Annotated in this window: 24 protein-coding genes; 11 read left to right on the top strand and 13 right to left on the bottom strand. The window is 59.4% G+C overall.

Features of this window, described 5'->3' with window-relative positions:
- Positions 1 to 1,173 precede the first annotated feature (1,173 nt).
- From AC1DJW_RS20310 to AC1DJW_RS20300, 3 genes are read right to left on the bottom strand one after another with little or no spacing between them, the layout of a single operon-like run.
- The gene (locus tag AC1DJW_RS20310; protein ID WP_476902332.1) at positions 1,174 to 3,078 is read right to left on the bottom strand and encodes a glycosyltransferase family 2 protein; all 1,905 of its coding nucleotides are present in this window, start codon (positions 3,076 to 3,078) and stop codon (positions 1,174 to 1,176) included.
- Between the two features lies 1 nt (position 3,079).
- Complete coding sequence (locus AC1DJW_RS20305; protein ID WP_476902331.1) at positions 3,080 to 4,234, bottom strand: glycosyltransferase family 4 protein; 1,155 nt, start codon at positions 4,232 to 4,234, stop codon at positions 3,080 to 3,082.
- Positions 4,235 to 4,243: 9 nt separating this feature from the next.
- Positions 4,244 to 5,425, bottom strand: a complete 1,182-nt coding sequence (locus tag AC1DJW_RS20300; RefSeq protein ID WP_476902330.1) for a glycosyltransferase — start codon at positions 5,423 to 5,425, stop codon at positions 4,244 to 4,246.
- Positions 5,426 to 5,954: 529 nt separating this feature from the next.
- Between AC1DJW_RS20300 and AC1DJW_RS20295 the strand changes: the two genes are divergently transcribed.
- The 6 genes from AC1DJW_RS20295 (at position 5,955) to AC1DJW_RS20270 (ending at position 12,816) form a co-directional block, all read left to right on the top strand.
- Positions 5,955 to 7,397 (top strand): sugar transferase, encoded by a 1,443-nt coding sequence (locus AC1DJW_RS20295; RefSeq protein WP_476902329.1) that lies wholly within the window; start codon positions 5,955 to 5,957, stop codon positions 7,395 to 7,397.
- Between the two features lie 41 nt (positions 7,398 to 7,438).
- Positions 7,439 to 8,752 (top strand): UDP-glucose dehydrogenase family protein, encoded by a 1,314-nt coding sequence (locus AC1DJW_RS20290; protein ID WP_459342451.1) that lies wholly within the window; start codon positions 7,439 to 7,441, stop codon positions 8,750 to 8,752.
- A 3-nt stretch (positions 8,753 to 8,755) separates the two neighbouring features.
- On the top strand, positions 8,756 to 10,642 hold the full coding sequence (locus AC1DJW_RS20285) for a DUF4012 domain-containing protein (protein ID WP_459342452.1): 1,887 nt from the start codon (positions 8,756 to 8,758) through the stop codon (positions 10,640 to 10,642).
- A gap of 183 nt (positions 10,643 to 10,825) precedes the next feature.
- Complete coding sequence (locus tag AC1DJW_RS20280) at positions 10,826 to 11,437, top strand: LPXTG cell wall anchor domain-containing protein (RefSeq protein WP_476902328.1); 612 nt, start codon at positions 10,826 to 10,828, stop codon at positions 11,435 to 11,437.
- Positions 11,438 to 11,680: 243 nt separating this feature from the next.
- A complete protein-coding gene (locus tag AC1DJW_RS20275) occupies positions 11,681 to 12,133 on the top strand; it encodes a VanZ family protein (RefSeq protein ID WP_476902327.1) in 453 nt (150 codons plus the stop codon).
- Positions 12,134 to 12,213: 80 nt separating this feature from the next.
- Positions 12,214 to 12,816 (top strand): arsenate reductase/protein-tyrosine-phosphatase family protein, encoded by a 603-nt coding sequence (locus AC1DJW_RS20270; protein WP_284756185.1) that lies wholly within the window; start codon positions 12,214 to 12,216, stop codon positions 12,814 to 12,816.
- A 2-nt stretch (positions 12,817 to 12,818) separates the two neighbouring features.
- Here AC1DJW_RS20270 and galU read toward each other — a convergent pair whose 3' ends face one another.
- Positions 12,819 to 13,709, bottom strand: a complete 891-nt coding sequence (gene galU / locus AC1DJW_RS20265; RefSeq protein ID WP_284756183.1) for a UTP--glucose-1-phosphate uridylyltransferase GalU — start codon at positions 13,707 to 13,709, stop codon at positions 12,819 to 12,821.
- 685 nt (positions 13,710 to 14,394) lie between these two features.
- Here galU and AC1DJW_RS20260 point away from each other — a divergent pair.
- The gene (locus tag AC1DJW_RS20260) at positions 14,395 to 15,141 is read left to right on the top strand and encodes a hypothetical protein (protein ID WP_476902326.1); all 747 of its coding nucleotides are present in this window, start codon (positions 14,395 to 14,397) and stop codon (positions 15,139 to 15,141) included.
- Between the two features lie 117 nt (positions 15,142 to 15,258).
- On the opposite strand, the gene AC1DJW_RS20255 is transcribed toward AC1DJW_RS20260, so the two are convergent.
- Positions 15,259 to 15,741: a carboxymuconolactone decarboxylase family protein gene (locus tag AC1DJW_RS20255; RefSeq protein ID WP_284756179.1), complete on the bottom strand. Its 483-nt coding sequence runs from the start codon at positions 15,739 to 15,741 to the stop codon at positions 15,259 to 15,261.
- Between the two features lie 94 nt (positions 15,742 to 15,835).
- On the opposite strand from AC1DJW_RS20255, the gene AC1DJW_RS20250 reads away from it, so the two are divergent.
- The 3 genes from AC1DJW_RS20250 (at position 15,836) to AC1DJW_RS20240 (ending at position 19,020) form a co-directional block, all read left to right on the top strand.
- Positions 15,836 to 16,663 carry a MurR/RpiR family transcriptional regulator gene (locus AC1DJW_RS20250; RefSeq protein WP_476902325.1) on the top strand — a complete coding sequence of 276 codons (828 nt, stop codon included), beginning with the start codon at positions 15,836 to 15,838 and terminating at the stop codon, positions 16,661 to 16,663.
- 185 nt (positions 16,664 to 16,848) lie between these two features.
- The gene (locus tag AC1DJW_RS20245; protein ID WP_476902324.1) at positions 16,849 to 18,210 is read left to right on the top strand and encodes a cation:dicarboxylate symporter family transporter; all 1,362 of its coding nucleotides are present in this window, start codon (positions 16,849 to 16,851) and stop codon (positions 18,208 to 18,210) included.
- Positions 18,211 to 19,020, top strand: a complete 810-nt coding sequence (locus AC1DJW_RS20240) for a bifunctional allantoicase/(S)-ureidoglycine aminohydrolase (protein ID WP_476902323.1) — start codon at positions 18,211 to 18,213, stop codon at positions 19,018 to 19,020.
- A 57-nt stretch (positions 19,021 to 19,077) separates the two neighbouring features.
- On the opposite strand, the gene AC1DJW_RS20235 is transcribed toward AC1DJW_RS20240, so the two are convergent.
- From AC1DJW_RS20235 to AC1DJW_RS20220, 4 genes are all read right to left on the bottom strand, one after another.
- Positions 19,078 to 20,601, bottom strand: a complete 1,524-nt coding sequence (locus tag AC1DJW_RS20235) for a purine-cytosine permease family protein (protein ID WP_284756170.1) — start codon at positions 20,599 to 20,601, stop codon at positions 19,078 to 19,080.
- Positions 20,602 to 20,751: 150 nt separating this feature from the next.
- The gene (locus tag AC1DJW_RS20230) at positions 20,752 to 22,068 is read right to left on the bottom strand and encodes an LCP family protein (RefSeq protein WP_476902322.1); all 1,317 of its coding nucleotides are present in this window, start codon (positions 22,066 to 22,068) and stop codon (positions 20,752 to 20,754) included.
- A gap of 166 nt (positions 22,069 to 22,234) precedes the next feature.
- A complete protein-coding gene (locus tag AC1DJW_RS20225; protein ID WP_476902321.1) occupies positions 22,235 to 22,933 on the bottom strand; it encodes a hypothetical protein in 699 nt (232 codons plus the stop codon).
- Positions 22,930 to 23,727 (bottom strand): ABC transporter ATP-binding protein, encoded by a 798-nt coding sequence (locus AC1DJW_RS20220; protein WP_284756166.1) that lies wholly within the window; start codon positions 23,725 to 23,727, stop codon positions 22,930 to 22,932. Before AC1DJW_RS20220 ends, AC1DJW_RS20225 begins: the two co-directional genes overlap by 4 nt.
- A gap of 38 nt (positions 23,728 to 23,765) precedes the next feature.
- Here AC1DJW_RS20220 and AC1DJW_RS20215 point away from each other — a divergent pair, with 38 nt between their 5' ends.
- Positions 23,766 to 24,281, top strand: coding sequence for a DUF2127 domain-containing protein (locus tag AC1DJW_RS20215; RefSeq protein WP_284756164.1), 516 nt, complete (start codon positions 23,766 to 23,768; stop codon positions 24,279 to 24,281).
- Positions 24,282 to 24,558: 277 nt separating this feature from the next.
- Here AC1DJW_RS20215 and AC1DJW_RS20210 read toward each other — a convergent pair whose 3' ends face one another.
- From AC1DJW_RS20210 to AC1DJW_RS20195, 4 genes are read right to left on the bottom strand one after another with little or no spacing between them, the layout of a single operon-like run.
- Positions 24,559 to 24,804, bottom strand: a complete 246-nt coding sequence (locus AC1DJW_RS20210; RefSeq protein WP_476902320.1) for a hypothetical protein — start codon at positions 24,802 to 24,804, stop codon at positions 24,559 to 24,561.
- Positions 24,791 to 24,961 carry a hypothetical protein gene (locus tag AC1DJW_RS20205; RefSeq protein WP_284756158.1) on the bottom strand — a complete coding sequence of 57 codons (171 nt, stop codon included), beginning with the start codon at positions 24,959 to 24,961 and terminating at the stop codon, positions 24,791 to 24,793. The genes AC1DJW_RS20210 and AC1DJW_RS20205 overlap by 14 nt, the downstream gene beginning before the upstream one ends.
- Positions 24,962 to 24,990: 29 nt before the next feature.
- Positions 24,991 to 25,260, bottom strand: a complete 270-nt coding sequence (locus AC1DJW_RS20200) for a type II toxin-antitoxin system RelE family toxin (protein ID WP_284756157.1) — start codon at positions 25,258 to 25,260, stop codon at positions 24,991 to 24,993.
- A complete protein-coding gene (locus tag AC1DJW_RS20195; protein ID WP_284756156.1) occupies positions 25,257 to 25,538 on the bottom strand; it encodes a type II toxin-antitoxin system Phd/YefM family antitoxin in 282 nt (93 codons plus the stop codon). Before AC1DJW_RS20195 ends, AC1DJW_RS20200 begins: the two co-directional genes overlap by 4 nt.
- Between the last annotated feature and the right edge of the window lie 70 nt (positions 25,539 to 25,608).

Genomic DNA, 25,608 nt, shown 5'->3' with positions numbered 1-25,608 from the left:
AAGCCTCCATGGCCGAGCTCAAAGCCATGAACACCACGACGACCGAACCAGTAAAAGAAGGGATTTTGCTCCCCGAACTCACTGCAGCATAATCAGATCACTGACCCGCACGGTGTCGAGAAAACTCCACCACTCAGCGGGACGCAACCGAGCCGCCAATCCAGGCACAACTGATCAACTATGCATCAACCCGGCCTATCAGCGCTCCATCGCGTTCGAAAGAGACTCCAAAATGCTCCCAACTCGTGCGATATAAGCGTTCAAGCTAAAGGTTTCACGCCAAAACTCACGTATTGATTCCTCTTGCCCAAGCATAGTGTGGGCCAGTGACCGCAACTGAGGCAGGATTGGCTGATCTCGATCGCACGCGACGACAGCCTGCCCAAATACATATTCCGACATCCCACGACTGGAAGTTACGGCAATGGGGACCCCGCTCTCAAGAGATCCAACCATGACCATGTGCCCAGCAGCCCTTGTTCCGTCTCGCAGCGGCAGGAATGTCACGGATGCAGTACTCAATAGCGCCCCAAAATCCGACTGACTCAAGTGCCCGGGTCTTTTCACAACACTTTCACCCGAGATGGTCTCGCTGGGGCCCTCCCCTGTGGCTAGCACGAGTTCCACCGGATCCTCGCTCAGCAACACTTCTTCTTGAAGCGCACGAATTATTTGTGGATCCCGGTCTGACGACCCGCCGACGAATATCTTAAGTCTCGAATCAATATCTTGCTTCGCGGGGTATCGGAATGTATTTCCGTAGAGAACGGCTGTCGCAGTTCCTCCCGCAGCGTTCCATGGGCCAACTTCTGATTGCGACAATGTGATTACCGGAGCACCGCCTATCAATCGCCGCAATACCCTCCAGCTTCGGCTCGCTGGCTCGGCGTAAATACCAGTGACCACGAAATCGCGTCGACCAGTGAGTCGAAGTGCCGCACCGATCCACGGGTTGTTGGCCAAGTATGGCCCCCTCATGGTTGGGCGAAGTGTCCTTATCGCAAGCAGGAGAGAGTCCAGACCGATTCCCAGTACCCGAGATCCGAGCCGTTTGCCCATAGGCGCTGTTGAATGCTGTCGAAATATACGACCTATGTGGGGACTTTCAAGCCATGCGCGGTCAGTGTCTGGGTGAGCTGGACCGAGTGCAAGCAGCGTATAGGTTGCCATGTTCTAGACACCCCTCGCCGAATCCACTGCTGGGTATATCCAGCTTTTCCACTCCGAAACGGTAGCAAAAAACAGCTCGTTGGCTGCCTTCTCCACCTCCGACTGCCCCTGTCCCGCTGCGTGCCGAACGGCCGTTGGCCAAGAAGTTTCGTCGAAATCTTTCCCGTCTGAAGAGTCTCTTACCAGGAGCTCGGAATCCGCACCATACAAAGACGACAAGCTGGTTTCCGAACGGCCAACAACAGGGGTACCACGTTCCAGCGCCCGAATGGCGATTCCGCTTTGGTAAAACCGTCTGTAAGGAATGACAATCGCGGCGCTGGTTTCAATCAATGTATCCAGTTCTGACTCAGATACAAAGCGCGGGTCCACGTCCCAGCCGTCGACAGATGGCCATCCTCGGCCGACAATTTCAAGATCGAATTCTGTATGAAGATGACGGGCCAGAACTCCCAAGACATCCAGGTCCCTGTCACGCTTGTACTGGCCCAAGACGCGAACCTTGCGGCGGCCTACTACGCCGGCATCCTCCCCGAAATTTCGATTTGCCGGGCGCATCATCGGATGAGCAAGCACCTGCAACCTGCTCGCAAAGCCGAAATCAAGCATACTTTCATGGGCAGCTTGGCTGTGGACAATGATTTCGGGAAGCTTCGAAACCTTTTGCACTACGGTCGCAATCGCGCGGCCAGTTCCAATAGCCCTAACTAGCGGCTTTGGATCGTGATACACAATCGCGGAAGCCTTACCACAAATTGCGCCAACCAACAGGAGATCGAGGAAGCCCAGAACGGGCCACGTGACCAGCATCTTTGAACCGGGTGCAGCGTTTTGGCGCCGAGCCGCAGCATTCAAAAGTCTCAAATATCCGACCAACCACTGAAAGCGACTGCGCCCCGAGACTGATGGTTCCTCGATCGAAAATGTCTCCACCGCTGCCCCGGTTTCCTCCAGTGTTTTCGCGAGCGCATCCGTGTAGTGAGCGAGAGCTCCTCCAAGTGGATTCACTATCACAACCCTCGTCACTTCGCCTGCGGACCGACCCTTTGCTAGTTTGATCCCGGCTCTCCAGCCGGAAATCAGTTGGCCCCATTCTGAAGTCCCTCGACGCCGGATGATGTCTCTTGCAATCGATCTGGCGATTATGAATGGCGCAGAAATTTGACGCCTAATCGACGTTCCGTTCTTGGCATGAAAAAGCTGAATGTTTCTTGTCTGGTAGTAAGGCGGAACGCCTCCTGAGCTCTGCCAGACTACTGCGGTCGGCTCTATGAAAATCCGCCAGCCTTCTCGCCGGAGAGCCAACTGGTGATCTGTTTCCTCCATATACAAGAAGTATTCTTCATCGATCGGGCGCTTCTCAATGACGTCCCTACGGAACATCAAGAAGGCGCCATCGAGCCAGGAAACAGGACCGGATTTGGCATCACTCAATTGAGTCCTTGATGCCTTGTGGGCAAGGTGACGTGGAAGGCCGAGAACCCGGGACAATGTCCCACCAAGCGACCAAACGATTTCAGAGTCATCTCCCGTGACCAAAGCCGGACCAACGACGGCGATTCGTTCATCCCCACCGAGCGCGGCTTCAAGCCTACGAACGGCGCCAGTCTCCGGTCGGGCTTCGTGGGTCGAAACCAAGAGATACTCGGTCGCGCCCGTATTACGGGTGTGCCAGGAGACACCAAAATTAACCGCGGCTCCGTAGCCGTGATTCGAACAAAAGACTACGTGGACGCCATCCGGCAACAGGGATTTCACCTTTTCCCTCTGATGGTCCTCTTCACTGTTGTCAACCACAACTATCCTTGAGGGTTCGACGCCTTCAGCTATTAGGCGTTCCGTGGTTTCCCCCACTGTGTCATAGCTTCGATGATGAACAACGACGGCTGCAACATTAGAAAGTGTCATTTCAATTAACCTCCGCGGAGCCAGGGGTCTTGGCCGCATGGAGCCAAGAATCAGCCATAATTCGTCCTGGTAAGGATGGAAGAACATCTACAACAGCTTGTCGATCGAGCGGAGACTTTAACGCAGCTGTGATCGCGCGAGGCAAAATTTCTGCAAGCCTCGGCTCGGGAATCACGACATGGCCGTGCTCTAGCAGCCAGGTCGCCAGCCCCGTCTCGTCCGTGGTAACGACTGTGGTCCCAAGGGAAAGTGCTTCCACAATCGGCAGTCCGATTTGTTCTCTCCACCGTCCTGCACGTCGCGACGGGGCAATGAGAATCGATGCCCGGCCGAGATGGGAAAGGGTATCTTCGTGCGGAACAAGCCCAAGATACACTCGGCTCGTCGGACGATCCTCACACCACTGCCTAACTATGCTTTCAAGCTCCCCACGGCCAACCACAGTGATAATCGCGTCAGGCAGGTCGGATTCCACAGAAGGCCATGCCTCCATGAGGTCCCTGATACCCTTTCTGTCATCCAGCTCGCCAACGAAAATCGCTTGGTTGGCGCCCCGTCGCAAATAACCGCCATCGTGCCCCGAAAGCGCTTTTGCAGGCAGTTCCTCTATAAGTTTATTGGGAATGGAGCGAACTCCCCTAAGAGAATAATAGAGCTCCTGCGATGCGTAACTGCCAAATACTATTCGATCAATCGAAGCGCGAATAGCCGCTCCGGCCAGTAATCGAAACAGACGCTGCAATACAAAAACGGGTCGATCTCGAATGGACGTCAAAGCAGCGAGATCATTATTTTCTATTGCGTAGGTTACGGTGATTCTGCGATTCCTCCGGAAAAGCCCGAATAACTTCCAAACAAATATCAGGATGAGATTCTTTGCGGCAAATCGAAGCCAAAGCGGTTCGGGAACCTCCAGAATCGTCGCTTTCGAAATCGCCAGAATCATTGCGCATGTAAGAAAATTCACCTTGACGAACGACTCTCGGAGCGAAGTCGCGCCCAAGTCATACTTCTCATCGAAGTAGAGAGTGAGGGCCGGTGTCATCAAACTTGATCTTTTTACTTGCGCGGCTCGCAACTCAGGGCGAATTCGAATGCTGTCGTACTTGCTCGTGGCCAGCCGAGACATCAGCTCTCTATCAACTCTTGATTTCATTGCAGCACATCAGTCTGCTGACGGTTTCTGAACGCCAACCAGAGAGTTCGCCGCTGATTCCTCCAGGCTCTTGAACCCAGCGGACGCCGCCCGTGGGTTTTGGCCTTCAACCAAGCTCCGCTCATAGGCGGAGCAAACGTCGGGCCAATTGTAGTACCTCTCAGCGCGCTCCCTGTTGGCCAGCCCAGCTCTGGTTCGTTTTGCAGGATCTGCCAAGAGGTCCCGAATTGCTTCCTCAATGGCGGAAGGCTCCGGAAGTACCAAGAACTCTTCTGAACCTAAAACTTCTTCATTGTATGGGGTTCGGCGCGCTATAACGGGAGCGCCGCACGCCATTGCCTGCACAAGCGCCGGATTTGTTCCCCCTACGCTGTGCCCGTGGAAGTAGGCCCCTGAATGCTGCCATAACGACATAAGCTTCAGATCGTCACTGACGTGACCCATCCACGTAACGTTTGCATTGCCAGTGCTGAGTGCGGCGGCTGCGTTGTCCAGGTCCCCGCCGTATCCAGAGGATCCGACAATTACCACCGGATGGTCTTGAGCGATTCGTTCGGCAGCTTCAAAAAATTCCAAGACAGTATTTTCAGGAACAAATCGGGCCACGATCAGTACATATCCCCCGGAGGTCAGTCCCTCGACGACGTCAAGGTGATGATAAGGCTCGCCTCCATACGGAATGAATACACTATCGCGCCCAAATTCAGCCCGCCAGCGACGCTGAATCTCCAGCGAATCGCTGACCAAAATCGTGCCAAAGCGAGCCGTAAATTTTGCACCGAGCTTGAACACAAGCTTAGCGAGCCGCCCCCATTTGGCTCTTTCCCACTCGATTCCATCTACGTTCACAACCGAGGGTATGCCTCGCATTTTTAGAAGCGGAAGCCAGAATCCATTGGCCACGTTCATTACCAGAGCTATGTCCGGTTTCTTGAACAACGCATGAACAACCGAACTGAAGCCGAACGTAAGCGTGCTTAAGGACTTGCTCTCGAGTCCAAATGTTTCTGTCGTGCGAACACGATGGTCCCTGGTGGGATCCTTCTCGTTTGTCGCCCCTGCGCGGCCGTATACGTTGACATCCCAGCCGGAGTCCGCAAGGAACGGGGCCAGTTTTCTCACCGCCGTCTCAAAGCCCCCGTAGTAACTCGGATAGCCTCGAGTGCCGATTATTGCTACCGATTTGGTCATACAAACACCCCCATTTTATGTCCTGATACATCGATGTTTCCGGCTGATTCCGATTCACCTGCCGGGGACGATTCATCACACAGCTTTGCAGGATCCGTGTTGCCCGGCGCAACGGTGGAGGGTCCCTACCTCTGTTGTCTCAAACTTTGTGTTTCAGGCAAGTAAATCTCGCCAACGGCGATGAGTCCGTTCGGATTCCGCAGCGCGGTCCCACGGTCGATGCTAACCTGCCGGAGGACGTGACAGGAACTGAATGGGGCATGTGAAACCGTTGGCCGGAACTAACTAGCCGGTAGTGTTTCGCGCCCTCTATTGTTCTTGTTCAGGTCCGTGGTGTTGGCCGCTACGCCGCATCCGGCCGCTTTTGACGGATCGAGTTCGAACCCTGCGGACGTGGGACAGGTTAAGAATCTTCACGTATTGCCGAGAGCAATCGCGCCTCTAATTCGCAACATTAGAGCTGCCCCCTTCGGTGGCTGTATCCTGAGCCCGGGGATTCCCGAAAACTGAAAACGACTAGATACTGGGGATGCTAGTGGGGGCGGTTTCTGATTGGCGGGTGCGAACAGCCCGCACTCTAAGAGTGGTTGACGCTTTCGTCATCGTTTGGGCCGTGGCTGGTGCCTACAGCATCAGGTTCGGGTTGGACTCTGGCTTTGCAGTTTCCGGACAAGATTCCAGCTACGTCTGGCTATCTATACTCCTGGCCGTCACATGGTGGCTCATGCTTGGAGCCTGGGGGACTCGGCAAAGCCGAATTCTCGGCTCGGGCCCCGACGAGTACAAGCGAGTAGCGGCCGCGTCTCTTTGGTTGTTCGGTTTTGTTGCGATCTTCTCGTATGTTTTCCGTGTAGAAACAGCCCGCGGATACGTCGGAATCGCTCTGCCGGCTGGCCTTGTTGGACTGCTGCTAGCACGCTGGCTTCTTCGCCAACACCTAAGCATCCACCGTCAAAAGGGACGGCGCATGTCCCGGCTATTGCTCTTGGGAGGTCCAGGCGCAGTCGCCCACTTGGCAGCCACCTTGAGGCGCGAAAAACATGCGGGCTACATGCCCGTTGCCCTCTATACCCCAGGGTCTCACGACCCGTCTGCTGAGCTTGCGAGCGTTGGACTGCCCGTGCTCGGCCATATACCGGATACCGACGCGATTCTTGCGGCAATCGGACAATGCGACGCAGATGCTATCGCTGTTTCGGCTGGCGTCCAGCTTCACCCGCAAACGCTGCGTCACCTCGGGTGGGAACTAGCCGATCGAAACGTCGGACTCATCATGGCCCCCGCTCTCACGGACATCGCCGGGCCCCGCATCCACACCCGACAAGTGGCGGGACTGCCTCTTATCCACGTGACCACACCTACACTTGAGGCTGGCCAGCGCGTCGCTAAACGGCTCTTCGACGTCGCTGTCTCAGCCGGGCTGATAGTGCTGTCCTCACCCCTGTTGGCGGTCCTCGCCCTGCTCGTGAAGCTCGACAGCCCTGGCCCAATTCTTTTCCGGCAAGAACGGGTGGGTTTCGAGGGCAACCGCTTCAAAATGCTCAAGTTTCGATCCATGGTGGTCGATGCAGAGGCGAGGCTCTCCGAACTCGCCGACCGAAACGAAGGGAACGGGCTCCTCTTCAAGATCAAAAACGATCCACGCATCACCCGGACTGGTGGCTTCCTCCGCAGATACAGCTTGGATGAACTTCCTCAGCTGTTCAATGTCCTTTCCGGCTCCATGAGCCTGGTGGGCCCGCGGCCTCCCCTGCCAAAAGAGGTCGATGCTTACGAACATGACGTTCGCCGTCGATTGCTGGTCAAGCCAGGGGTGACGGGGCTCTGGCAGGTGAGTGGAAGGTCCAACCTTTCGTGGCAGGACTCCATTCGTTTGGACCTCTACTATGTGGAAAATTGGTCACTGGCCGGAGATCTGGTCATCCTACTCCGCACTGCCCAGGCCGTCTTCGGCAGCCATGGCGCCTACTAACTACCTAACGTAGAAAACGACCTCTCGGGGAAGGCAACACAATGCGCATTTCAGTGATCGGCTGCGGCTACCTTGGTGCCGTACATGCAGCTTGCATGGCCAAGCTTGGCCACGAAGTGGTTGGAATCGACGTGGATGAGCGGAAAATCAGTGAACTCTCCGCCGCCCGTGCCCCGTTCTTCGAACCCGGTTTGGATGAACTGCTCAACGAGGTCCAAGAAACAGGACGCTTGTCATTCACAACCGACATGTCCAACGCCGCGGGGAGCAGCGTCCACTTCATCTGCGTTGGAACTCCTCAGAAAAAGGGCGAAAACGGCGCGGATCTCCGCTTTGTGGATGCAGCAATAGAGGCGCTCCTCCCCCACGTCCGTGCCGGTGACATTGTGGTGGGCAAGTCCACGGTTCCGGTCGGAACAGCTGCCCGTCTGGCTGATGTTTTGGCCCAAAGTGAACCCAGCGCCCACCTCGTGTGGAACCCCGAATTTTTGCGCGAGGGCCACGCCATCAAGGACACCTTGTCCCCGGACCGCTTGGTGTACGGCGTAGCAGATGGTTCAGAGGATCACGTGGCGGTCTCAGTCTTGGACGAGGTCTACGCTAATGCCCTCTCGGCTGGCACACCTCGATTGGTCACCGACCAGCCGACCGCCGAGCTGGTTAAGACTGCGGCAAACTCCTTCCTGGCTACCAAAATCTCCTTTATCAACGCTATGGCAGAACTCTGTGAGGCGTCCGGAGCAGACGTCACGCGTCTCGCAGACGCCATTGGCATGGATGACAGGATCGGCCGCAAATTCCTCAATGCCGGAATTGGGTTTGGCGGAGGATGCCTCCCCAAGGACATACGGGCCTTCATGGCCAGAGCCGGCGAACTTGGCGCCGATCAAGCCTTGACCTTCCTCCGGGAAGTGGATTCCATCAATATGCGCCGCCGTACCCGGGTTGTCGAGCTCACGCGCGAACTCTGCGGAGGAAGCCTCCTAGGACACCGCATCACGGTTCTCGGGGCCGCCTTCAAGCCCGAAAGCGACGACGTTCGGGACTCGCCGGCGCTTAGCATCGCCGCCCAACTCCAGCTCCAAGGTGCCGTCGTTACGGTCACTGACCCGAAAGCCCTGCAAAACGCGGCCAAACGTTTCCCTGAGCTGCAATACGAACCGCATCTGGACAAAGCTATCGCCGGAGCCGATACACTGCTCTTGCTCACCGAATGGCAGCAATACAAAGAACTCGATCCCTTTGAAGTGAGCAACGGCGTCGCCGGGCTCCGGATTCTCGACGGACGAAACGTTCTGGATGCCGCCAAATGGCGTGCCGCCGGTTGGCACTATCGCGGACTCGGAAGGCCATAAAGCGTGACCGACACTAAACAACCCGAAAGTATCCCGGACGAAAACGAGCTGCGCAGGGACACAAGGAAAGCCGTCCCAACCAGGCGCCGGCGCCGTCTTGTGAAAGTCGGAATAAGTCTCGCGGTGCTTTTGGTGGTCGCTGGGGCAGCCGTCCTATGGCTAGGCGCTAAGGCTTCAACCATCAAATCCGAGCTGGAAGCATCAACTCAATTGGTACCCAGGCTCAAGGAGAGCATCCTTGAGAATCGTCCGGCAGATGCAACCTCGGCAGCGAACGATCTGCGGCGCCACACTGCCGCCGCGCGGGACGCCACTTCCGATCCCCTCTGGTCCCTAGCCTCGGCCACTCCATGGCTCGGCGCGAATTTCTCCGCCACTTCGGAAATAGCCCGCTCAGCTGACGACGTGGCCACGCTGGGCGTCACTCCCCTGGTGAATGTGTATGACTCTCTCAACTGGGACAAACTGATGCCCAGCGGCAGCGGCACCGACCTTGAACCGATTCGAAAGGCCGCGCCCTCCGTCATTTCCGCCGCGCACGCCGTGCGCGCGTCAGCCGAGCGGCTGAACGGGATCGACGCAAGCAGCCTATTGCCACAAATTGCCGGACCACTAACACAAGCCAGGCAACAACTTAGCTCCATTGTGGACGAGTTGGACACGGCGTCCGACGCAGCAGGCTTGGCCCCGGGCATGTTGGGCTCCGATAAGCCGCGGCACTATTTGCTGCTTATCCAGAACAACGCCGAAGTTCGCGCCACTGGAGGAATTCCCGGCGCCTTGGCCGTACTCACCGCGGACAAAGGCAAGGTCAGTCTCTCCGGCGAGAGCAGCGCCACTGAGCTTGGAGCGTTCAAGCCTCCGGTACCCGTTGATGCCGAGCAGCAACGCATCTACACGGACCGCATGGGCACCTTCATGCAGGACGTCAACTTCACCCCGGACTTCCCCACCGCTGCCACCACTGCGTTGCAGATGTGGGAACAAAAAAAGGGTGAACGTCTGGACGGAGCGATTTCGATCGACCCCGTAGCTCTGGGCTACATCTTGGACGCCACGGGACCCGTTACGCTTCAAGATCCACAGATACAGGCTATGACCGCGGGGAAACTACCGACCCAGCTCTCCGGCAAGAACGTCGTGAAAACCCTGCTCTCTGATGTGTACGCCCAAATCCAGGAACCGAAGATGCAAGACGTGTACTTCGCAGCGGTGGCCAGGGAAATCTTCGGTGCCTTTTCCTCCGGCAAAGGCGAAGCCAAAAGCCTCCTGGCGGGCATCGGAAAAGGCGTAGAAGAGCGCCGAGTGCTCCTCTGGTCGGCGGACAGCGGGGAACAAACCGTCCTTGGCAAATACGCTCTCAGTGGCTCCATCTCCGGACCCAGCGTTCCGGCCGCACAGTTTGGCGCCTACTTCAACGACGGCACGGGCGCGAAAATGGATTACTACGTGAAACGAACCGTTCAGCTTATCCAGCAATGCACGGCTGCCGATGGTTACGGAACCTTCAAGGTCCGGATCACCAGCACCAACACTGCACCGACTGATGCCGCGACCTCGTTGCCGAATTACGTAACCGCCGGAGGAGCCTACGGCATCCCCGCCGGCTCGGTTCAAACGAATGTGATCACCTACGGGCCAGCCCAGGCCAACGTTGAAACTGCAACCCAGGATGGGAAAAACGTCCCATTCGGCGCGCAACGCCACGACGACCGGCCAGTTGGCACTCTCTCGGTTCGTCTGGCGCCTGGGCAGAGCAGCACCGTGGAATTCACTTTCGGGAAAATCGTCCAGCACAGCCAGCCCGAAGTGGTGGTGACTCCCACCGTCCAATCCGTGGACAACGTAATACTCCCGACTCAATCGGAAACCTGTGGAGCCGCAAGATAGACGGGGTGTTAACCCTTTGTAACGGGTTTGGATTTACTTTGCCGTCAGCACCCTTAGGATGATAGCTTCTCTGTTGGGTGGGTCTCAGATTTCAGTTCACGTGTTCGTGGTGGATGAAATCACGTCATCACAATGAATTACGTATCAGGTCTCAAGTACGTACCAAGGTCTCAGGGGGACAAAATGAAGAAAACTCTTTCAGCGCTCGCACTTGCGGGCACCATCGCACTTGCCGCCTCGGCTCCAGCAATGGCCGTCGATTACCCGGCACCGGTTCCGGGCACGGTTTCTAGCGCAACTGTAACGGTAGGCGGAACCGTCGTATTCTCCGGAGGCGGCTTCACGCCCGGCGAAACCATCACCATCACAATCACATTTACTGCCGCTCCCCAGGGCGCAGCAGCACCTGGCACTAGTGGCGGCCTCGCCTTGGCCGTACCCGGCGCCCTTCACCTGGCACCCACCACGGTGACGGCCGTTGCAAACAGCTCCGGCGCTTTCTCCACCGACGTCACGCTGACCGCCGCAGGCACCTACCAGCTGACCGCCGTCGGCGCGACCTCCGGACACACCGTCACCTCAACTGTGGTGGCAGCAGGAGTCAGCGGTGCGGGACTCGCAAACACCGGCGGCGCAGGACTGGCCAACACGGGCGGTACCGGATTGGCTAACACCGGCGTTGACTCCAGCCTGATCCTTTGGGGTCTAGTTGGTGCTGGCGCTCTCGTAGCCGGCACGGCCTCCGTAGTGGTGGTTCGCCGCCGCGCAAAAAACGAAACCGTAGCCGCGGCCTAAACGCAAAATAAAGGGAGGGGTTGTTTCCGGTGATCCGGAAACAACCCCTCCCTGTTTTTGGGTACTGTAATTTATGAACATGGGGAGACATTGGCGACGCCGCAAGAGGCTGAGCTTCAGAGTGGAGTTGCCCGCGATTCCACGAATTCCAGCCGTCCCGAGGCGGGCCTGGCCGACGATATTTCTGATCCTGCTGGCCGTGGTTTCTTTCGGTATGGCTGCTTTCGTGCTGTTGCGAGACTCGTGAAATCGGGCTCCTTCCAGAAATCGCTTGCCCGAATTGGACTACTCCGCTGGATTCTTCTGGGCTATTTCGTAGTACTCGCATTCATCGCTTTTTGGCCGACGCCAGTGGACAAGCCGGCAGCAGGCGACCTTTCAGTCCTCTTGGATTTGCTCCACCGAAACGGCATACCCGAATGGATCGACTACGGATTTGTCGAGGCCTCGTCCAACGTACTCCTCTTTGCACCTGCAGGGCTTCTTCTTGCGCTCACGCTTCGGCGCAAGCGATGGTGGCAGCTCCTGGCGCTCGGTACGGCAGTATCAGGGACGGTGGAGCTCGGCCAGTTGCTGTTGCTGCCACAGCGCTTTTCAAGCCTCCAGGACATCCTCATGAATACCTTTGGAGCCGGCCTCGGACTGTTGCTTGCGACAGTGTTGAAACGGTTGCCGCTGAGCGCTGTCAGGCCTTGAATGAGCCCCGATGTCTGCCGTGTTAAGTTGTAAATCACAGGCGTCGCACGCGCCTGCCAGCTAGTGAAAGAGCTACACCTTTGGAATCAACCCAACCCATTCGGATACTGACCGTTTGCACCGGCAACATCTGCCGCTCCCCCGTAGCCGAACGTTTGCTCCAGGCAGGCCTGGACCAGGTTCTCCCCGGCGGCTTCGAAGTGCGCAGCGCCGGCACCCGCGCGATGGTGGGAAGTCCCATCCAACCGCTGTCTGCCGACATCATCCGCACGTACGGCGGCACACCGGATGATTTTGCCGCCCGGCAACTCACCCAGAAAATCCTCAGGCAGGCGGATCTGGTGCTCACCATGGCGTCCCACCACCGCGGCGAAGTGCTGCAACTGGATGCCTCGCTGCTCAAGAGGACCTTCACCATCCGCGAGTTCGCACGGATGGTGACGGCCCTTGAAGAACGAGGCGACGCACCGGCGTCGGGCTCTGATTTCACCCAACTATGGCGAGAACTGCCGGCACGGGCATCCTCAGTGCGTCACCTCGTCCTCGCGGCAAAATCCTCAGACAACGACGTCGCTGACCCCTACAAGCAGGGTGCTGAAGCATACCTGCGGATGGAAGACGAGCTGGCTCCGGCCATCCTTAGGATTCTGCGCTACGCGCGGCTAAGCATGCAGCACTCCTAGTCCTAGCCGAGGAATCCCTTCATCCAGGACTTGAGGTCTTCACCGAATTCGGCCCGCTCGGACGCTAAGGTGATGACGGCTTTCAAGTAGCTGAGCTTGTCCCCTGTGTCGTAGCGACGGCCTCGGAAGACGACCCCGTAAACGCCCGCGCCTTCACCATCTCCCTCAGCGAGAGTTTGGAGGGCGTCGGTCAACTGGATCTCGCCACCGCGTCCGGGCCCGGTCTCCTCAAGGACATCGAACACGGCCGGGTGCAGTACATAGCGTCCAATGACAGCCAAGTTTGATGGCGCCTCCTCGACAGAAGGCTTCTCCACAAGGCTGTTGACCCGGACGTAGTCCTCGCCCGCGATGGGCGTAATGTCAGCGCAGCCATACGCGCTGATCTGTGACGGGTCCACTTCGATGAGGGCGATAACCGAACCGCCGGTCTTCGCATGGACGTCGATCATGGTTGACAGGAGCTCATCGTTCTCGTCAATAAGGTCGTCCCCCAAAAGCACGGCAAACGCTTCGTCACCCACGTGCTGCTTGGCGCACAACACGGCATGGCCCAAACCCTTCGGTTCGCCCTGCCGCACGTAGTGGATTGGCCCAAGCTCGGAGGCATGCCTCACTGCGTCCAGTCGGGTTTCGTCGCCCTTCAGCTCCAACGTGCGTTCGAGATCAGGTGCACGGTCGAAATGGTTTTCAAGAGCGCGCTTATTGCGGCCTGTGATCATGAGCAAGTCGCTGAGGCCCGCCTTCACGGCCTCCTCAACCACATATTGGATGGCCGGTTGATCCACTACCGGCAACATTTCCTTCGGCATCGCCTTGGTGGCAGGCAAGAAGCGCGTGCCCAATCCGGCGGCCGGAATAACTGCTTTACGAACTAATCTCCCCATAGACATAGGCAAATCCTACGAACGGATTATGAAAAGCGCTAATCCCTGAGGCAAGATTTCTGGCTCTCGGGTCAAGAAGTCTCTGGCTGCGTGCCCTTGCGCACCCGGTGCTCGCTCAGGATGGACAGGCAGTTGAAGGCGTTGATGCCGATGCACGTCATGCACAGCACGCTGATCTGTGCCTCGGCACGCCAGCTGATTACCTAACGCTCCCAGGCGAAGCATCCTTACTCACAGTGAGACGTCTGCGCACCACTCAATTTGCTCAGTTTTGGCACTCAATTTAGTCAGATTGGCACTCAATTCTGCGGAAATCCGTATCTAAAGGTGAAACGGCCGCTTAGGATCAGCACAGGACCGGCGCCGATCCTAATTCAAAGAGGAACATGCAACTCATCGCCTCGTCGCAGATATTCCGGAACATTTGGATGCTACGTCAGGCAAAGCATCGATGGCTCACAGCGGGTCGTGTTCGCGCGCCTTGGTCAATCGCCGAGTGAGAGTAGGGGTCAATTCATGGCAGCAAACAAAATCTTCATGCTACCGCTGTTGGCGGCTCCTGCGTGCTTCGCTTTCGCAGCAGTCGGAGGGAGCTTCGCGGTTGTCGGCTGGATAGGCGGACTACTGATGCTTGGGGCAGCCCTGTTCCTACGTACCCGTGAGTGGAAATCGGAAAGACAGGATGACTCAAATGAAAATCGTGCGTAGCTCTCAAGCCGCGCTAGTTGCCATATTCTGTGCGCTTGCAGTCGTTGCGGCATACCTTCTGCCACTGGTAGGGACATTCGACAAACAAGATACGACAGGGGGCGTATCCGTCGACGAAGGCGTCAGTGCGACAAGTATTTATCGGTCTACGACACCGAGCGTCCAGAAGACAGTCGCCGAGTTCGAGAAGACTTGGAAGCCACTCGGTGCTGGCGACGCCGAGAACTGGGGCGAGGCATTCCTAGACGCCAAACCGGTTCCTTCAGGGACGGGAAAGATAGTCCCAGCAACTCTCCGCGCATTCGCAAATGAGGATCTGGTCATGGTGCGTTCGGGATTGATTGGCTCCGGGGTTGTGGAACCTTCCGGTATCTCGTTGCTGTTCGACAAGACGACGCGCCAGCCCATTCAGAGGGTGGAAACAATATTCTTGCAGGGCGCCGGCGGCGGAACGGTAACGACCTGGATCGACGGAACGAAGGTGCTCGATCGATTCGTACCCGATCAGGTGCCCTTAGGAAAGAACGTTACGGTGGGATGGAACGAATTCACTGCCTGTCTTAACGGGGCTGGAGTGGCGTCCTGGGTGATTACTGCCATCACTATTGCATGCTCCGCCATCTGTGTGGGCAGCGCCGGCACAGGTTGCGTTCCGTGCCTCGTCGCCGCCGGTGGAATCACCGGGGGCGTCTTCTATTCTTGCGCTGCTCGGGGGCTTTTTTACTCCTGATGATTGTTTGTCGTACCCAAACGCAACTGCCCATGGCATGTCCTTACATTTAGATCGCAGACGCCGGCTTCGTTCCATTCTTTGGTTCGAAGCCGGCGTCGTGCGACTTCGCACGCTTCACGACGATGAACGCGCCTTGCGCACCGGGTGCTCGCTCAGGATGGACAGGCGGTTGAAGGCGTTGATGCCGATGCACGCCATGCACAGCACGCTGATCTGTTCCTCGGTGTAGACCTTCCGCGCGCGGGAAAACAGCTCGGCCGTGGGACGAGCTGTGCACATTCGCGTGATCTGTTCGGAAAGCTCAATCGCAACCTGTTCGGCCTCGTCGAAGAGCCCCACTTCGCCGTGCACCGACACCAGGGAAAGCCGCTGCTCGGTCTCGCCATAGCCAATGGCGCGGCGGTGATGCAGGTCCAGGCAGAAGGCGCAGCCGTTGATCTGCGAAGCCCGGTAGTTCACCAGCTCCAGGGTTCGGCGCGGGATCCCGGTCCTGTCCGCCTCCGCAGTGACCTGCCCCGCGTAGGCGGACAGTGCCTGATAAAGTCCAGGCTGTTGCTTGTCCAGATATCCTGCGAGCCTTGGGGTGTTTTCACTCATTCGTCGAGCCTATCGGAGAGATAAACCCGGCAAAGACCACACAAAGAAAAGAAGCGGCTGTGGGAACAGCGCAGGGGCGTGAGACGGTTGTTTCATGAGGATCGATGAGCGAATCGAACAGCACTATCCGGCGCTTGGCCCGCAGGAACAGCTCGCGGCAGATACCATCCTGAACCACTTGGGTGATCTCGCCGTCTACAACGCGGCCGAACTGGCGCGCCTGAGCGGAGTCTCCAAGGCAACCGTGAGCCGCTTGTTTCGCCGGCTCGGCTTTGCCGATTTCAATGAGGTCAAGGAGCACACCAGGGCACTGCGGTCCAGCGGTGTGCCGCTCGCCACCAGGGATTCCGACGGCGATCTGCCGACCCACGCGGCACTGGAACAGCGGAACCTTCAGCGTCTGTTCGAGTCCATTGACGAAACACGGCTGGGCGAAGTGGCCAATCTGCTTGCGGGAGCCCGGAAGGTATTGCTCATCGGCTTCCGAAACAGCTTTCCCCTCGCGCTCCATTTGCGGCAACAGCTCCTCCAATGCCGCGACGGCGTCGGGCTAGCTCCGCAGCCGGGCCAAAGCGTGGGCGAAGAACTCGCAGGGCTCGGTCCCGCCGATGCTGTGGTGCTGCTGGGATTCCGCCGCCGTCCAGAAGCCTTCTCAAACGTCCTCAAAGCTGCTGCCGGAACAGGTGCGGCCACCATCCTGATTGGCGACGCCACCGGGCGCCGGATGGCCGGCGACGCCAAGGTGTGGATCGAGTGTCCCGTGGAAGGCACTGGAGCCTTCGACAGTTATGCTGCGCCCATGAGCCTCCTGAGTGTCCTTGCCAACGCGGTACTTGCGGCCACCGGAAGACCAGGGACCAAACGCATCAGTGAAATCACAGGCCTTTTCGACTCGCTCGGAGAGGTCGAAAAGCTTCGGTAGATCCGACTCTCGGACGGCCAGAAACCATCCTCAGACCACGAGTGCGCCAACATTAAAACAGATGTTTCAAAGTTCCGACAGTTTAATACATTCGTTTCAGGCCGGAAACAATGCTCCCCTACGTTGGTAGGGTCCCTTGAATTTCGGCCGCGGACTTCTGGTTCCGCATGAGGATTGGCTTCGCCATGAAACTCGACATCAACGCTGCGCAGGCAGTCGCCATCAAGAAACCGCTGTACAAATCCCTGTTCTTCCAGATCTTTGTCGCCGTCGTCGCCGGGATCCTGATCGGGTATCTCTGGCCGTCGATCGGCGCAGGACTACGCCCGCTCGGTGACGGGTTCATCCAGCTCATCAAGATGATCATCGCGCCGCTGATCTTCCTGGTGATCGTCACGGGGATCGCGGCCGTTGGCGATGTCAAAGCCGTGGGCCGAGTGGGAGTCAAGGCGCTCTTGTACTTCACCGGGGCCACGTTGTTTGCCCTGGCCTTCGGCCTCGTGGTCGCGAACATCGTCCAGCCCGGTGCGGGGCTGAACATCGATCCGAGCACCCTGAGCCAGGACGCCCTGAAGGCGAAGACCGGCACCGCGCCGCCCAGCGACGCCGGACAATTCATCCTGGGCATCATCCCGACGAGCGTGATCGGCGCCTTCGCCAGCAACAACCTCCTCCAGGTCCTTTGCTTCTCTGTCTTCTTCGGCGCCGCAATTGTGGTGATCGGCAAGGACCGCTGTGCCCCTGTCATGAAGGTCCTGGACACCATCCTGGAGGTCTTCTTCAAGATCATGGGCTGGGTCATGCGCCTGGCACCGATCGGCGCCTTCGGTGCCATGGCGTTCATCATTGGCCAGTATGGACTGAGCACGTTGGGCACCTATGCCCTGCTCATCGTGGCCTGCTACGGTGCGGCGATCGTGTTCATTGGCCTGCTGTTCCTGATCGCCTGGGGCTTGGTCCGGGTCCCGCTGTGGCAGTTCATCAAATACACGCGCGAGGAGTTCCTCCTGGCTCTGGGCACCGCGTCCACTGAGTCGGTCCTGCCGCGGATCATGACCAAGCTGACGGACGCCGGCTGCTCCCGTTCCACCGCCGGCCTGGTGGTCCCCACCGGCTACTCCTTCAATCTGGACGGTGCGGCCATCTACTTGTCGATCTCGCTATTGTTCCTTGCACAGGCCTTCGGCCACCACCTGGATCTCGGGCAGCAACTGGCCGCCCTGGGCATCCTGATGCTCACCTCAAAGGGCATGGCAGGTGTCCCCGGTTCGGCCTTTCTCGCACTCTCCGCCACCGCAGGCGCCTTGGGCATCTTCCCTGTTGCCGGCGTCGCACTCCTCCTGGGAGCCGACCGCCTCATGGACTCCATGCGCGTCGTGGTGAACCTGCTCGGCAACTGCGTTGCGACGTTCGTCGTCGCCAAATGGGAGGGGCAGTTCGACCGCGAAGCCATGCTACGTGCTTTCAACGGAGAGAAAACCGTAGCTGAAGGCGGCCCGATCAATGCCGGGAACCTTGCTGTGCAGGCTGCAGGGACCCGCAGTTAGATGGCCAGTTCATTTCACCCCGAAGTCGCCATTCCACAAGCCCAGCTCCCAAAAGACCGGGCCATGGTCAAGGACGCATATACCGTCATACCTAAGGGCGTCCTTAAAGACACAGTCACCAGCAATCTCCCCGGCTGGGAGAACACACGGTCCTGGATCATCGCACGCCCCATCGAAGGTTTCGCGACAAGGTTCTCCCAGTTGATCGTCGAGGTGGGACCCGGCGGCGGTTCGCGGAAGCCCGAGCCGGAAGCCGCCGTCGAGGGGGTCCTCTTCCTGACAAGGGGATGGCTTACCCTGGCGCTTGACGGAGAACTGCATATCTTGGAGGAAGGCAGTTACGCGTATATCGCCGCAGGGGCCGCCTGGTCCGTAAGGAACGATTCGGACGGGATCACAAATTTCCACTGGATCCGTAAGGCCTACGAACCGGCGGATGGCTATACGGCCACGTCCTTTGTTACCCGCGATCAGGATGTGGAGCCCAGCCAGATGCAAGGCACCAACGGCAGTTGGGCCACCACTCGATTCGTGGATCCCGACGACCTCGCGCATGACATGCACGTGAACATCGTGACCTTCGAGCCTGGCACTTCCATCCCGTTCTCTGGAACACCAGCCATGGAACATGGGTTGTTCGTCCTCGAAGGCAACGGCGTCTATCTGCTCAACGACGACTGGGTGAAGGTCGAGGCCGGCGACTTCATGTGGCTGCGCGCATTCTGTCCGCAGGTCTGCTACGCAGGTGGCCCGGGCAAGTTCCGTTACCTGCTCTACACCGACGCAAATCGCCAGATCCGCCTCACGTAAGCGTCCGGGGGGCGCTGTCGGATTGTGTCCGAGCCGCTGTGCAGGGCGGACCCGCAGTCAGTGCTTGTCATGCAGGAGCAGTCCTTCGGCGTCCACCATCCGCTGCTCCTTGTCGAGGTCGAGGCTACGGCAGAGGACGAGGTAAAGGATCCCGGCAACGGGGAGTCCGACGAAGATTGAGTAGTCGACGCTTCCCAGCCCTTGGGCGATCGAGCCCACGAACGGGGCCGTGACCATGAACGGGATCATGGCCGCGATGCCGACGAGGTATGCCGTGGTGCCGCGCCAGCCCCATCGACCGTAGATCCCGTCGGGGTTGAAGATTTCGCCGATGACGTACTTGCCCTTGCGCACGAAGAAGAAGTCGACCAGGTTAATGGCGGTCCACGGCGTGAAGACATACGCGATGAAGATCAACACATTGCCGTAGAAGGCGTTGAAACTGTCGATCCCGACCACTTGCGAGATGCCGAACACCAGCACGAACATCAGCCCAATCGTGATGGCCCGGAGCTTCAGGGTCGGTTTGACGGGCCGGAACGAGTCCAGGATCGAGATCATCGTGAGGCTGCCGCCGTACTGGTTGATGCCCATGACCGAGAGCACCCCGACCAGCAGGGCCGCGATCACGATCCAGCCAAAGACGGGCCCGCCGAAGTTCACCGCGGCGGCAAGGAACCCGGTCACCGGGTCGGCGCCTGGCGACGCAGCCGCCATGATCGCACCGAGCACAAATACCCAGATCCCGGAGATCGCGCTCGGCAGGTAGGTCCACCAGAAGGCCGCCTTGACGCCGATCGACGCGGGAAGGTAGCGGGAGTAATCAGACACGTAGGGCGCCCAGCCGAGTTGGAATCCGGCCATGATAACGAAGACGGTCAAGAAGGCCGGGCCGTTGAATTCCCCGAGGTCGAAGGCTCCCGCCGGGAGCGCCCCATTGGTCAGGGCCGCTACGGTGAGGATTCCCATGAGGCCGAGCAGCGGAAAGGTCAGCCACTTGTTGACCTTGTGGATCCAGTCGTAGCCGAAGAGGGCCAGCACGGCGGCGAGGACGGCAGCGATCGTAAAACCGATTCGAGGCGGCACCGCGAAGAGCAGATTCGTCGCAGAGCCGGACAGCAGCGCGTCGCTCGTGTTGAAGGCGACATAGTTGACCAAGGCGGCGATGAAGACAGTGATGGCTGCACCGATGTATCCGAACTGAGGACGCGATTGCACCAGTTGCGGAAGCCCGAGCTGGGGGCCCTGCGCACTGTGGAAAGCCATGAAAAAAGTGCCGAAGAGAGAGCCAAGCACGGTTGCTACGATCGTCCACATCAATCCGGCTCCCGCGGCAAGCGCGGCCGTTCCGGTCGCCATCGCCGTCAGGTTGACGTTTCCGACAAACCAGATCGCCCCGACGCCGCGCAGCTTACCGTGCCGCTCGTTGTTCGGGACCCAATCAATCGATCTCTTCTCCATTGCCCTCGCAGCGCGGGGAGCTGTCGACGCGGTCTCAGGCATGGGCGTGGCAGTGCCCGGCTGTGACTTCACAGGGACCGGAGCGCCGGCCGGTGGATCTTGGTTTGCAGTTTGACTCACGATAGGGCCTTTCGTGGGAAGCAGATTCCTGCGCGTGATGAAGGGGATGCCTCCGTTGGCAAGAGCTCGAAGGAGACGGATATCACAAAATGAACGGGATTCATTTAGTATGAACGGGAGGTCTCCGGAGCGCAAGCAAAAACGAAAACGTTACAACCCGGCGGAACGAAAAGCCGCTATTTGACGCAGGGAATGGCGCCGCCTTGGAGGGCCCCGGTCGAATCCGCATAGACGTTGCTTGCAGGTGCTGACGGAGCTGCCGGTGCTGCACCCCCAGAGGTGGGTGCCGCAGAGGCTGCGGCTGCCGCCGGCGGGGTGGCCCGCCGCCGTCGCGGTCGCCGTCGTCGTCGGTGCGGGAGCCGGCGGGACCGGGGTGAGAAGTTCCTTGACAGTGGCCTGAACTTGGTTGATGTCCACGGTGTTGATGGAGGCGCCATCCGGGGACGTTCCGAAGCCGGTGATCGGCAGGGTGGAGAAGGAGATGTTGCCCCCGGTCAGGGACGTGGCCTGCTGGGCAAGCTGGATCAGGTTCAACTCCGAATCCACCACGATGTTCTTGCTCACCGCATCCAGGACACCCTGCATTTTCCCGATATCGGTGAAGGTCCCGGCGTCCTTGAGCTGGTGGGAGACCGAAACGATGAAGGCCTGCTGACGGCGCTCGCGGTCCAGGTCCGAGAAGAGGTACGTCGGATCGGACGTGTCCCGGCGCTGCCGCACGAAGGCCATCGCCTGTTTGGCATTGATCTGCTGCATGCCTGCTTTGAAGTCGGCCCCGGAGAAGGTGTCCTGGGTGGCCTTGTTGACGCACACGGTAATGGGCGCGATGGCCTGGGCCGTTTCGTAGAACGCGGCCATGGTGACTTCGAGGAAGTGGTCGATGTGGACGCTGCCCAGGAACTTGGTCACGGTAGCTATTTCGGCCTTGCGTCCGGCGTCGCGGGCCGCCTGGTACGTCGTGTCGTCGTCGGGCTTTCCCGCGTTGATCAAGGAGGTCTTCTCTGCCGCGAACCCGTAGCCGTACGCCTCTTTGATTTTGGCTTTGAAGGGGCCGCTTCCGGGTATGCCGTCGACCTGGACGTAGTCATCCCGGGGAATGGAAATCCCCGCGGCCTTGGAACCGTCCGCGGGGATGTGGATGAGCATCAGCACATTGGAGTTGTACCCGCCGATATTCTCATCCCCCGCGTGCAAGGCGTCATACATCTCGGGTGGAAGAGGCTTGCCCTTCTCGTCGACCCTCGTGTCCAGTCCCATGATCAGGATGTTCGTGTCCTGGCCCAGCTTCGGCACCGCCGCGGGCAGCGTTTTCATATCCTTGAGGACATCCGAGCGGTGGACGTTGTTGTTGACCGCAACCGCCGTCGCGCCCACATAGGTGACAGCGGTGGCGGCCAAAGCCACGGCGGCTGCGACCGCCGTGGCCGAGATCAGAATGATGGATTTCCGCCGGGATTTGCGGCGCATATGGCGAGGGCCTTGAGACCTTGTGTGGGGCCCATCATTCATGAAGTTCTCCTGTCCCCGCCGGCGTTGGCGTGGTGGCTGGACTCGCGGCGCCACCAGAGCGAAAGCAGATTGTAATCGGCCATCCGCGCAATGATCCCGACGACGCGGGGCTTTGTTTCCTCCTCTAGCGGCGCTTGAGCATGACCGCGACCGCGGTCCCGTTGCACACTGCGACGGCGAGAACTCCGAGTCCGGTCACGGCCTGACCACGCCACCCCTCCCATGGTGCGGCAGTCGGCAGAAGCAGCACCGCAGCGATCGCGGCCAGCACGAGCGCCGCAATGTTGACGGCGAGCCGCATCCGGCGTCCCGAAGGCCCCGGTGCGGCCCCGTTCTCCCGCGTCCGCGGGAGGGGGCGGCGCCAGTCGTCGGCTATTAACCGGGGTACCCGCCTCACGTACGCGAAGACGTGCACTGCGAGGGTGGCAAGCCAGACCAGGAAGCTGACTACGTGGACCCGGATCAGGATCTCGGGGGCAGGGCCGGTGATGGCCAAGGCGATGCCGCTGCCGATTAGCGCGATCGTCGAGACGACGAGCACCGGAGCCATCACGCGCAGCAGCAGCCGGGGCGGACCCTTGCGGCGGTACGCTGGATCCCCCGAGTAGTAGCGAATGAATCGCCACCCGGTGCTGGCCGTCTTGGCAACGACCGGGCCCGCCAGGAGCACGCCGACGAAGAAGTGCGCCACGATCAGGCTGCCCAAGGTCGGAACGGTGGCGATCTCCGCCACCGACAGAACCAGAACCACGGCCCCTATCAGTGCGGTCAGGCGCTCATTGCCGACGACGCCGGAGGACTCACCTCGCGCTCTTTCTGTCACGCTTTCACGTCCTGGCGGGAGAACACGACGGCGCTCACCACGACGAAGCCGACAATCCACAGGAGTGCTGCTCCCAGTGCCGCCGGATAGCCTTGGGGAGGGGTCGGGCCAACCAGGGGCACGGTGGTCCCCCCGATGGTGTTGAACACCCGGCCTGGGAACCACTGGGTTACCTGCGGCAACACCACCGCGATGATGCCTTCGACCACCAGGATGAGCAGGATGGTTTTCCCCTGGCCGGCCAAACGGCGCAGCATCTCGCGTATCTCGATGATGCCGAGGGGATCAAGGCCATTGGCTGGCTCGTCGAGAATGAGCAGATCCGGATCGGGCGGCAGGGCCATCGCCACCCCAGGGCGCTGCTTCATGCCCAGCGAATACGTTCCGACCCGATCACGCGCCCGATCGGAAAGTCCCACCACTTCCAGCAGTTCGCTCACGCGGGAACCGGGATGCCCTCCAAGGCGGGCGAGCACCTCCAGATTGGTCCGCCCGGAGAGGCCCGGATAGAACGCCGGCGCTTCGACCAGGGCTCCGACGCGCGGCAGGTAGCGCTCGAATTCGGTGAGAGAGTGGCCCAGAACCGTGGGGCTGCCCGCATCTTGTCGCACCAGCCCCAAGAGCAGGCGAATGGTGGTCGTCTTTCCTGCCCCATTGGGACCGATAAAACCTGCGATGGCTCCCGCAGGGACGCGCATGGTCAGGCCATCGACGGCGGTATGCCTGCCAAAATGCTTGCTCAGGCCGCGTGTTTCAATTGCGAAAACTCCTGCGGGATCAGAAGAGAGGGGCATAAGAAAGAATGTATCTTGAGGTACCGAAGGGATGTGTCATGGAAACGAAACCGGCTGGAACAACCCTGCTCGACCGGACATTTCGCGTGAGCCTCATCCTGAAAGGCCTCGACGGCGTCCTGGAACTGATCGGCGGCATTCTTCTTCTGTTGGTGACTCCCCGGCAAATCGGTGATCTGGTCCGGGTCCTCACCCAGCACGAGCTCGCCCAAGACCCGCACGACTTCCTGGCGAACAGCTTGGTGCACTTGAGCTCCAACCTCTCAGGTTCGGCGACGTTGTTCGGCGCGATCTACCTATTGCTGCACGGCCTGGTGAAAATCGTCCTGGTCTGGGCCGTCCTGAAGGACAAGCTCTGGGCCTACCCGTGGATGATCGCATTCCTGCTGGTCTTCATCCTTTACCAGGGTTACCGGATCGCCGTTGCCTTCTCTTGGGGGCTTGTCCTCCTCACAGCCTTCGACATTTTCATCGTCTGGATCACCGGGCGTGAGTACCGCATCCACCGGGCACGGAATCAGCAGCCCTCCCCCACATCCCGGCCAGCGGGCTGAAACGAGTACGGACCCTGAGCTAGACAAGTAGTTACCACTCAGGCGCTGCGCGGTCCCGGTCCCTACCCTCAAACCATGATCACCCTGATGCATGGAGGCCCATGGCGGCCAGAGCAGCCGAAGCGGCCACCGAAAGATGTTCTGCAAGACGCGGCGTGGACCATGTTGTCCATCACCGTGGGCCTCGTCCTGATCCCGGCAATTGCCATTGATGAAGCAGGACGCGCTCTTTTCCCAGGGAGAAGGCGCGACCCTGAGGCAGAGTTCGGCCCGTACATTACTTAGGTTCGGCTGCACGGCTTAGTACGGGCCACGGCTTAGTACGGACCACGGCTTCCCGGGCAGGGAGCCCGGATACACCCCAGTCCGATTGGGCCCTGGCCGTGCGTCGGGGAACAGCCATGCCTCGGGCCGCAGGCAGGCTGCCGAGCAGCAACAGGGTCAGCGCGACGACGCCGACGGCGGTGCGTCCGCCGTCGTGGAAAGCGAACGCGGCGATCGTGAGAGGGCTACTGGCGACCATCGCGCACGCCGCCCAAAGCGGAATAGCGGCCGCCCGGTACCTGGGCCATCGCGCTGGCGAGATCGTCCAAGGCGGCCAAAGCCGAGAATGGCAGCCAGCCCACCACACCAAGCAACCCACCGATCGTGGCGAGCCACGAGGCGGATGTGCTTGCCATTCCGCCTGCCCCGAAGCCGCGAGTCCGTCTTAGCGGTAGGCGTCGCGGCGATGCGCGATCGAGACGATCTCGATCAGGACAACGTCCTCCACGATCCGGTAGATGACGCGGTACTCTCCCCGTCTGGCCGAATACAAGGGGAATAGCGGCTCCTGCAACTGCTTGCCCACACGTTGAGGGTTCTCACTCAGGGCGCCGGTGATGAACTCAAAGGCAGCAGCTGCAACCTTCTCCGGCAGGTCATCGGTTAGAGCCCGTTTCGCCGACTTGGAGAATCTGACCTCATAACGAGGGCTCACGCCCCGTGCTTGGTCGTGCGCATGTCCGCCTTGACCTCGTCGATGCTGAAGGTTTGTCCGCCAGCCAGTTCTCTCAGCCCCTTTCCAATATCCCTGACGAGTTTCGCGTCGGACAATACCGCCACCGTTTCGATCATGGCGTCATAATCGTCGGCGCCCAGGAGGACCGCGGCACGTGCGCCGTTTCGAGTGATTTCGAATCGTTCATGGGTGGACGATGCCTGTTCCACGATCCGCGAGAAGTGTGATCGAGCCTCTGCAACTGGAAGGGTTGTCATGTACAGAATTCTAGCGCCTCCCTACCCCCTGAAGACCGGTGCCCGCTTCTCCTGGAACGCCCGTGGAAAT

The sequence above is a fragment of the Arthrobacter sp. 05L417 genome (assembly GCF_056397865.1).
This window is presented reverse-complemented; position numbering and strand designations above follow the sequence as displayed.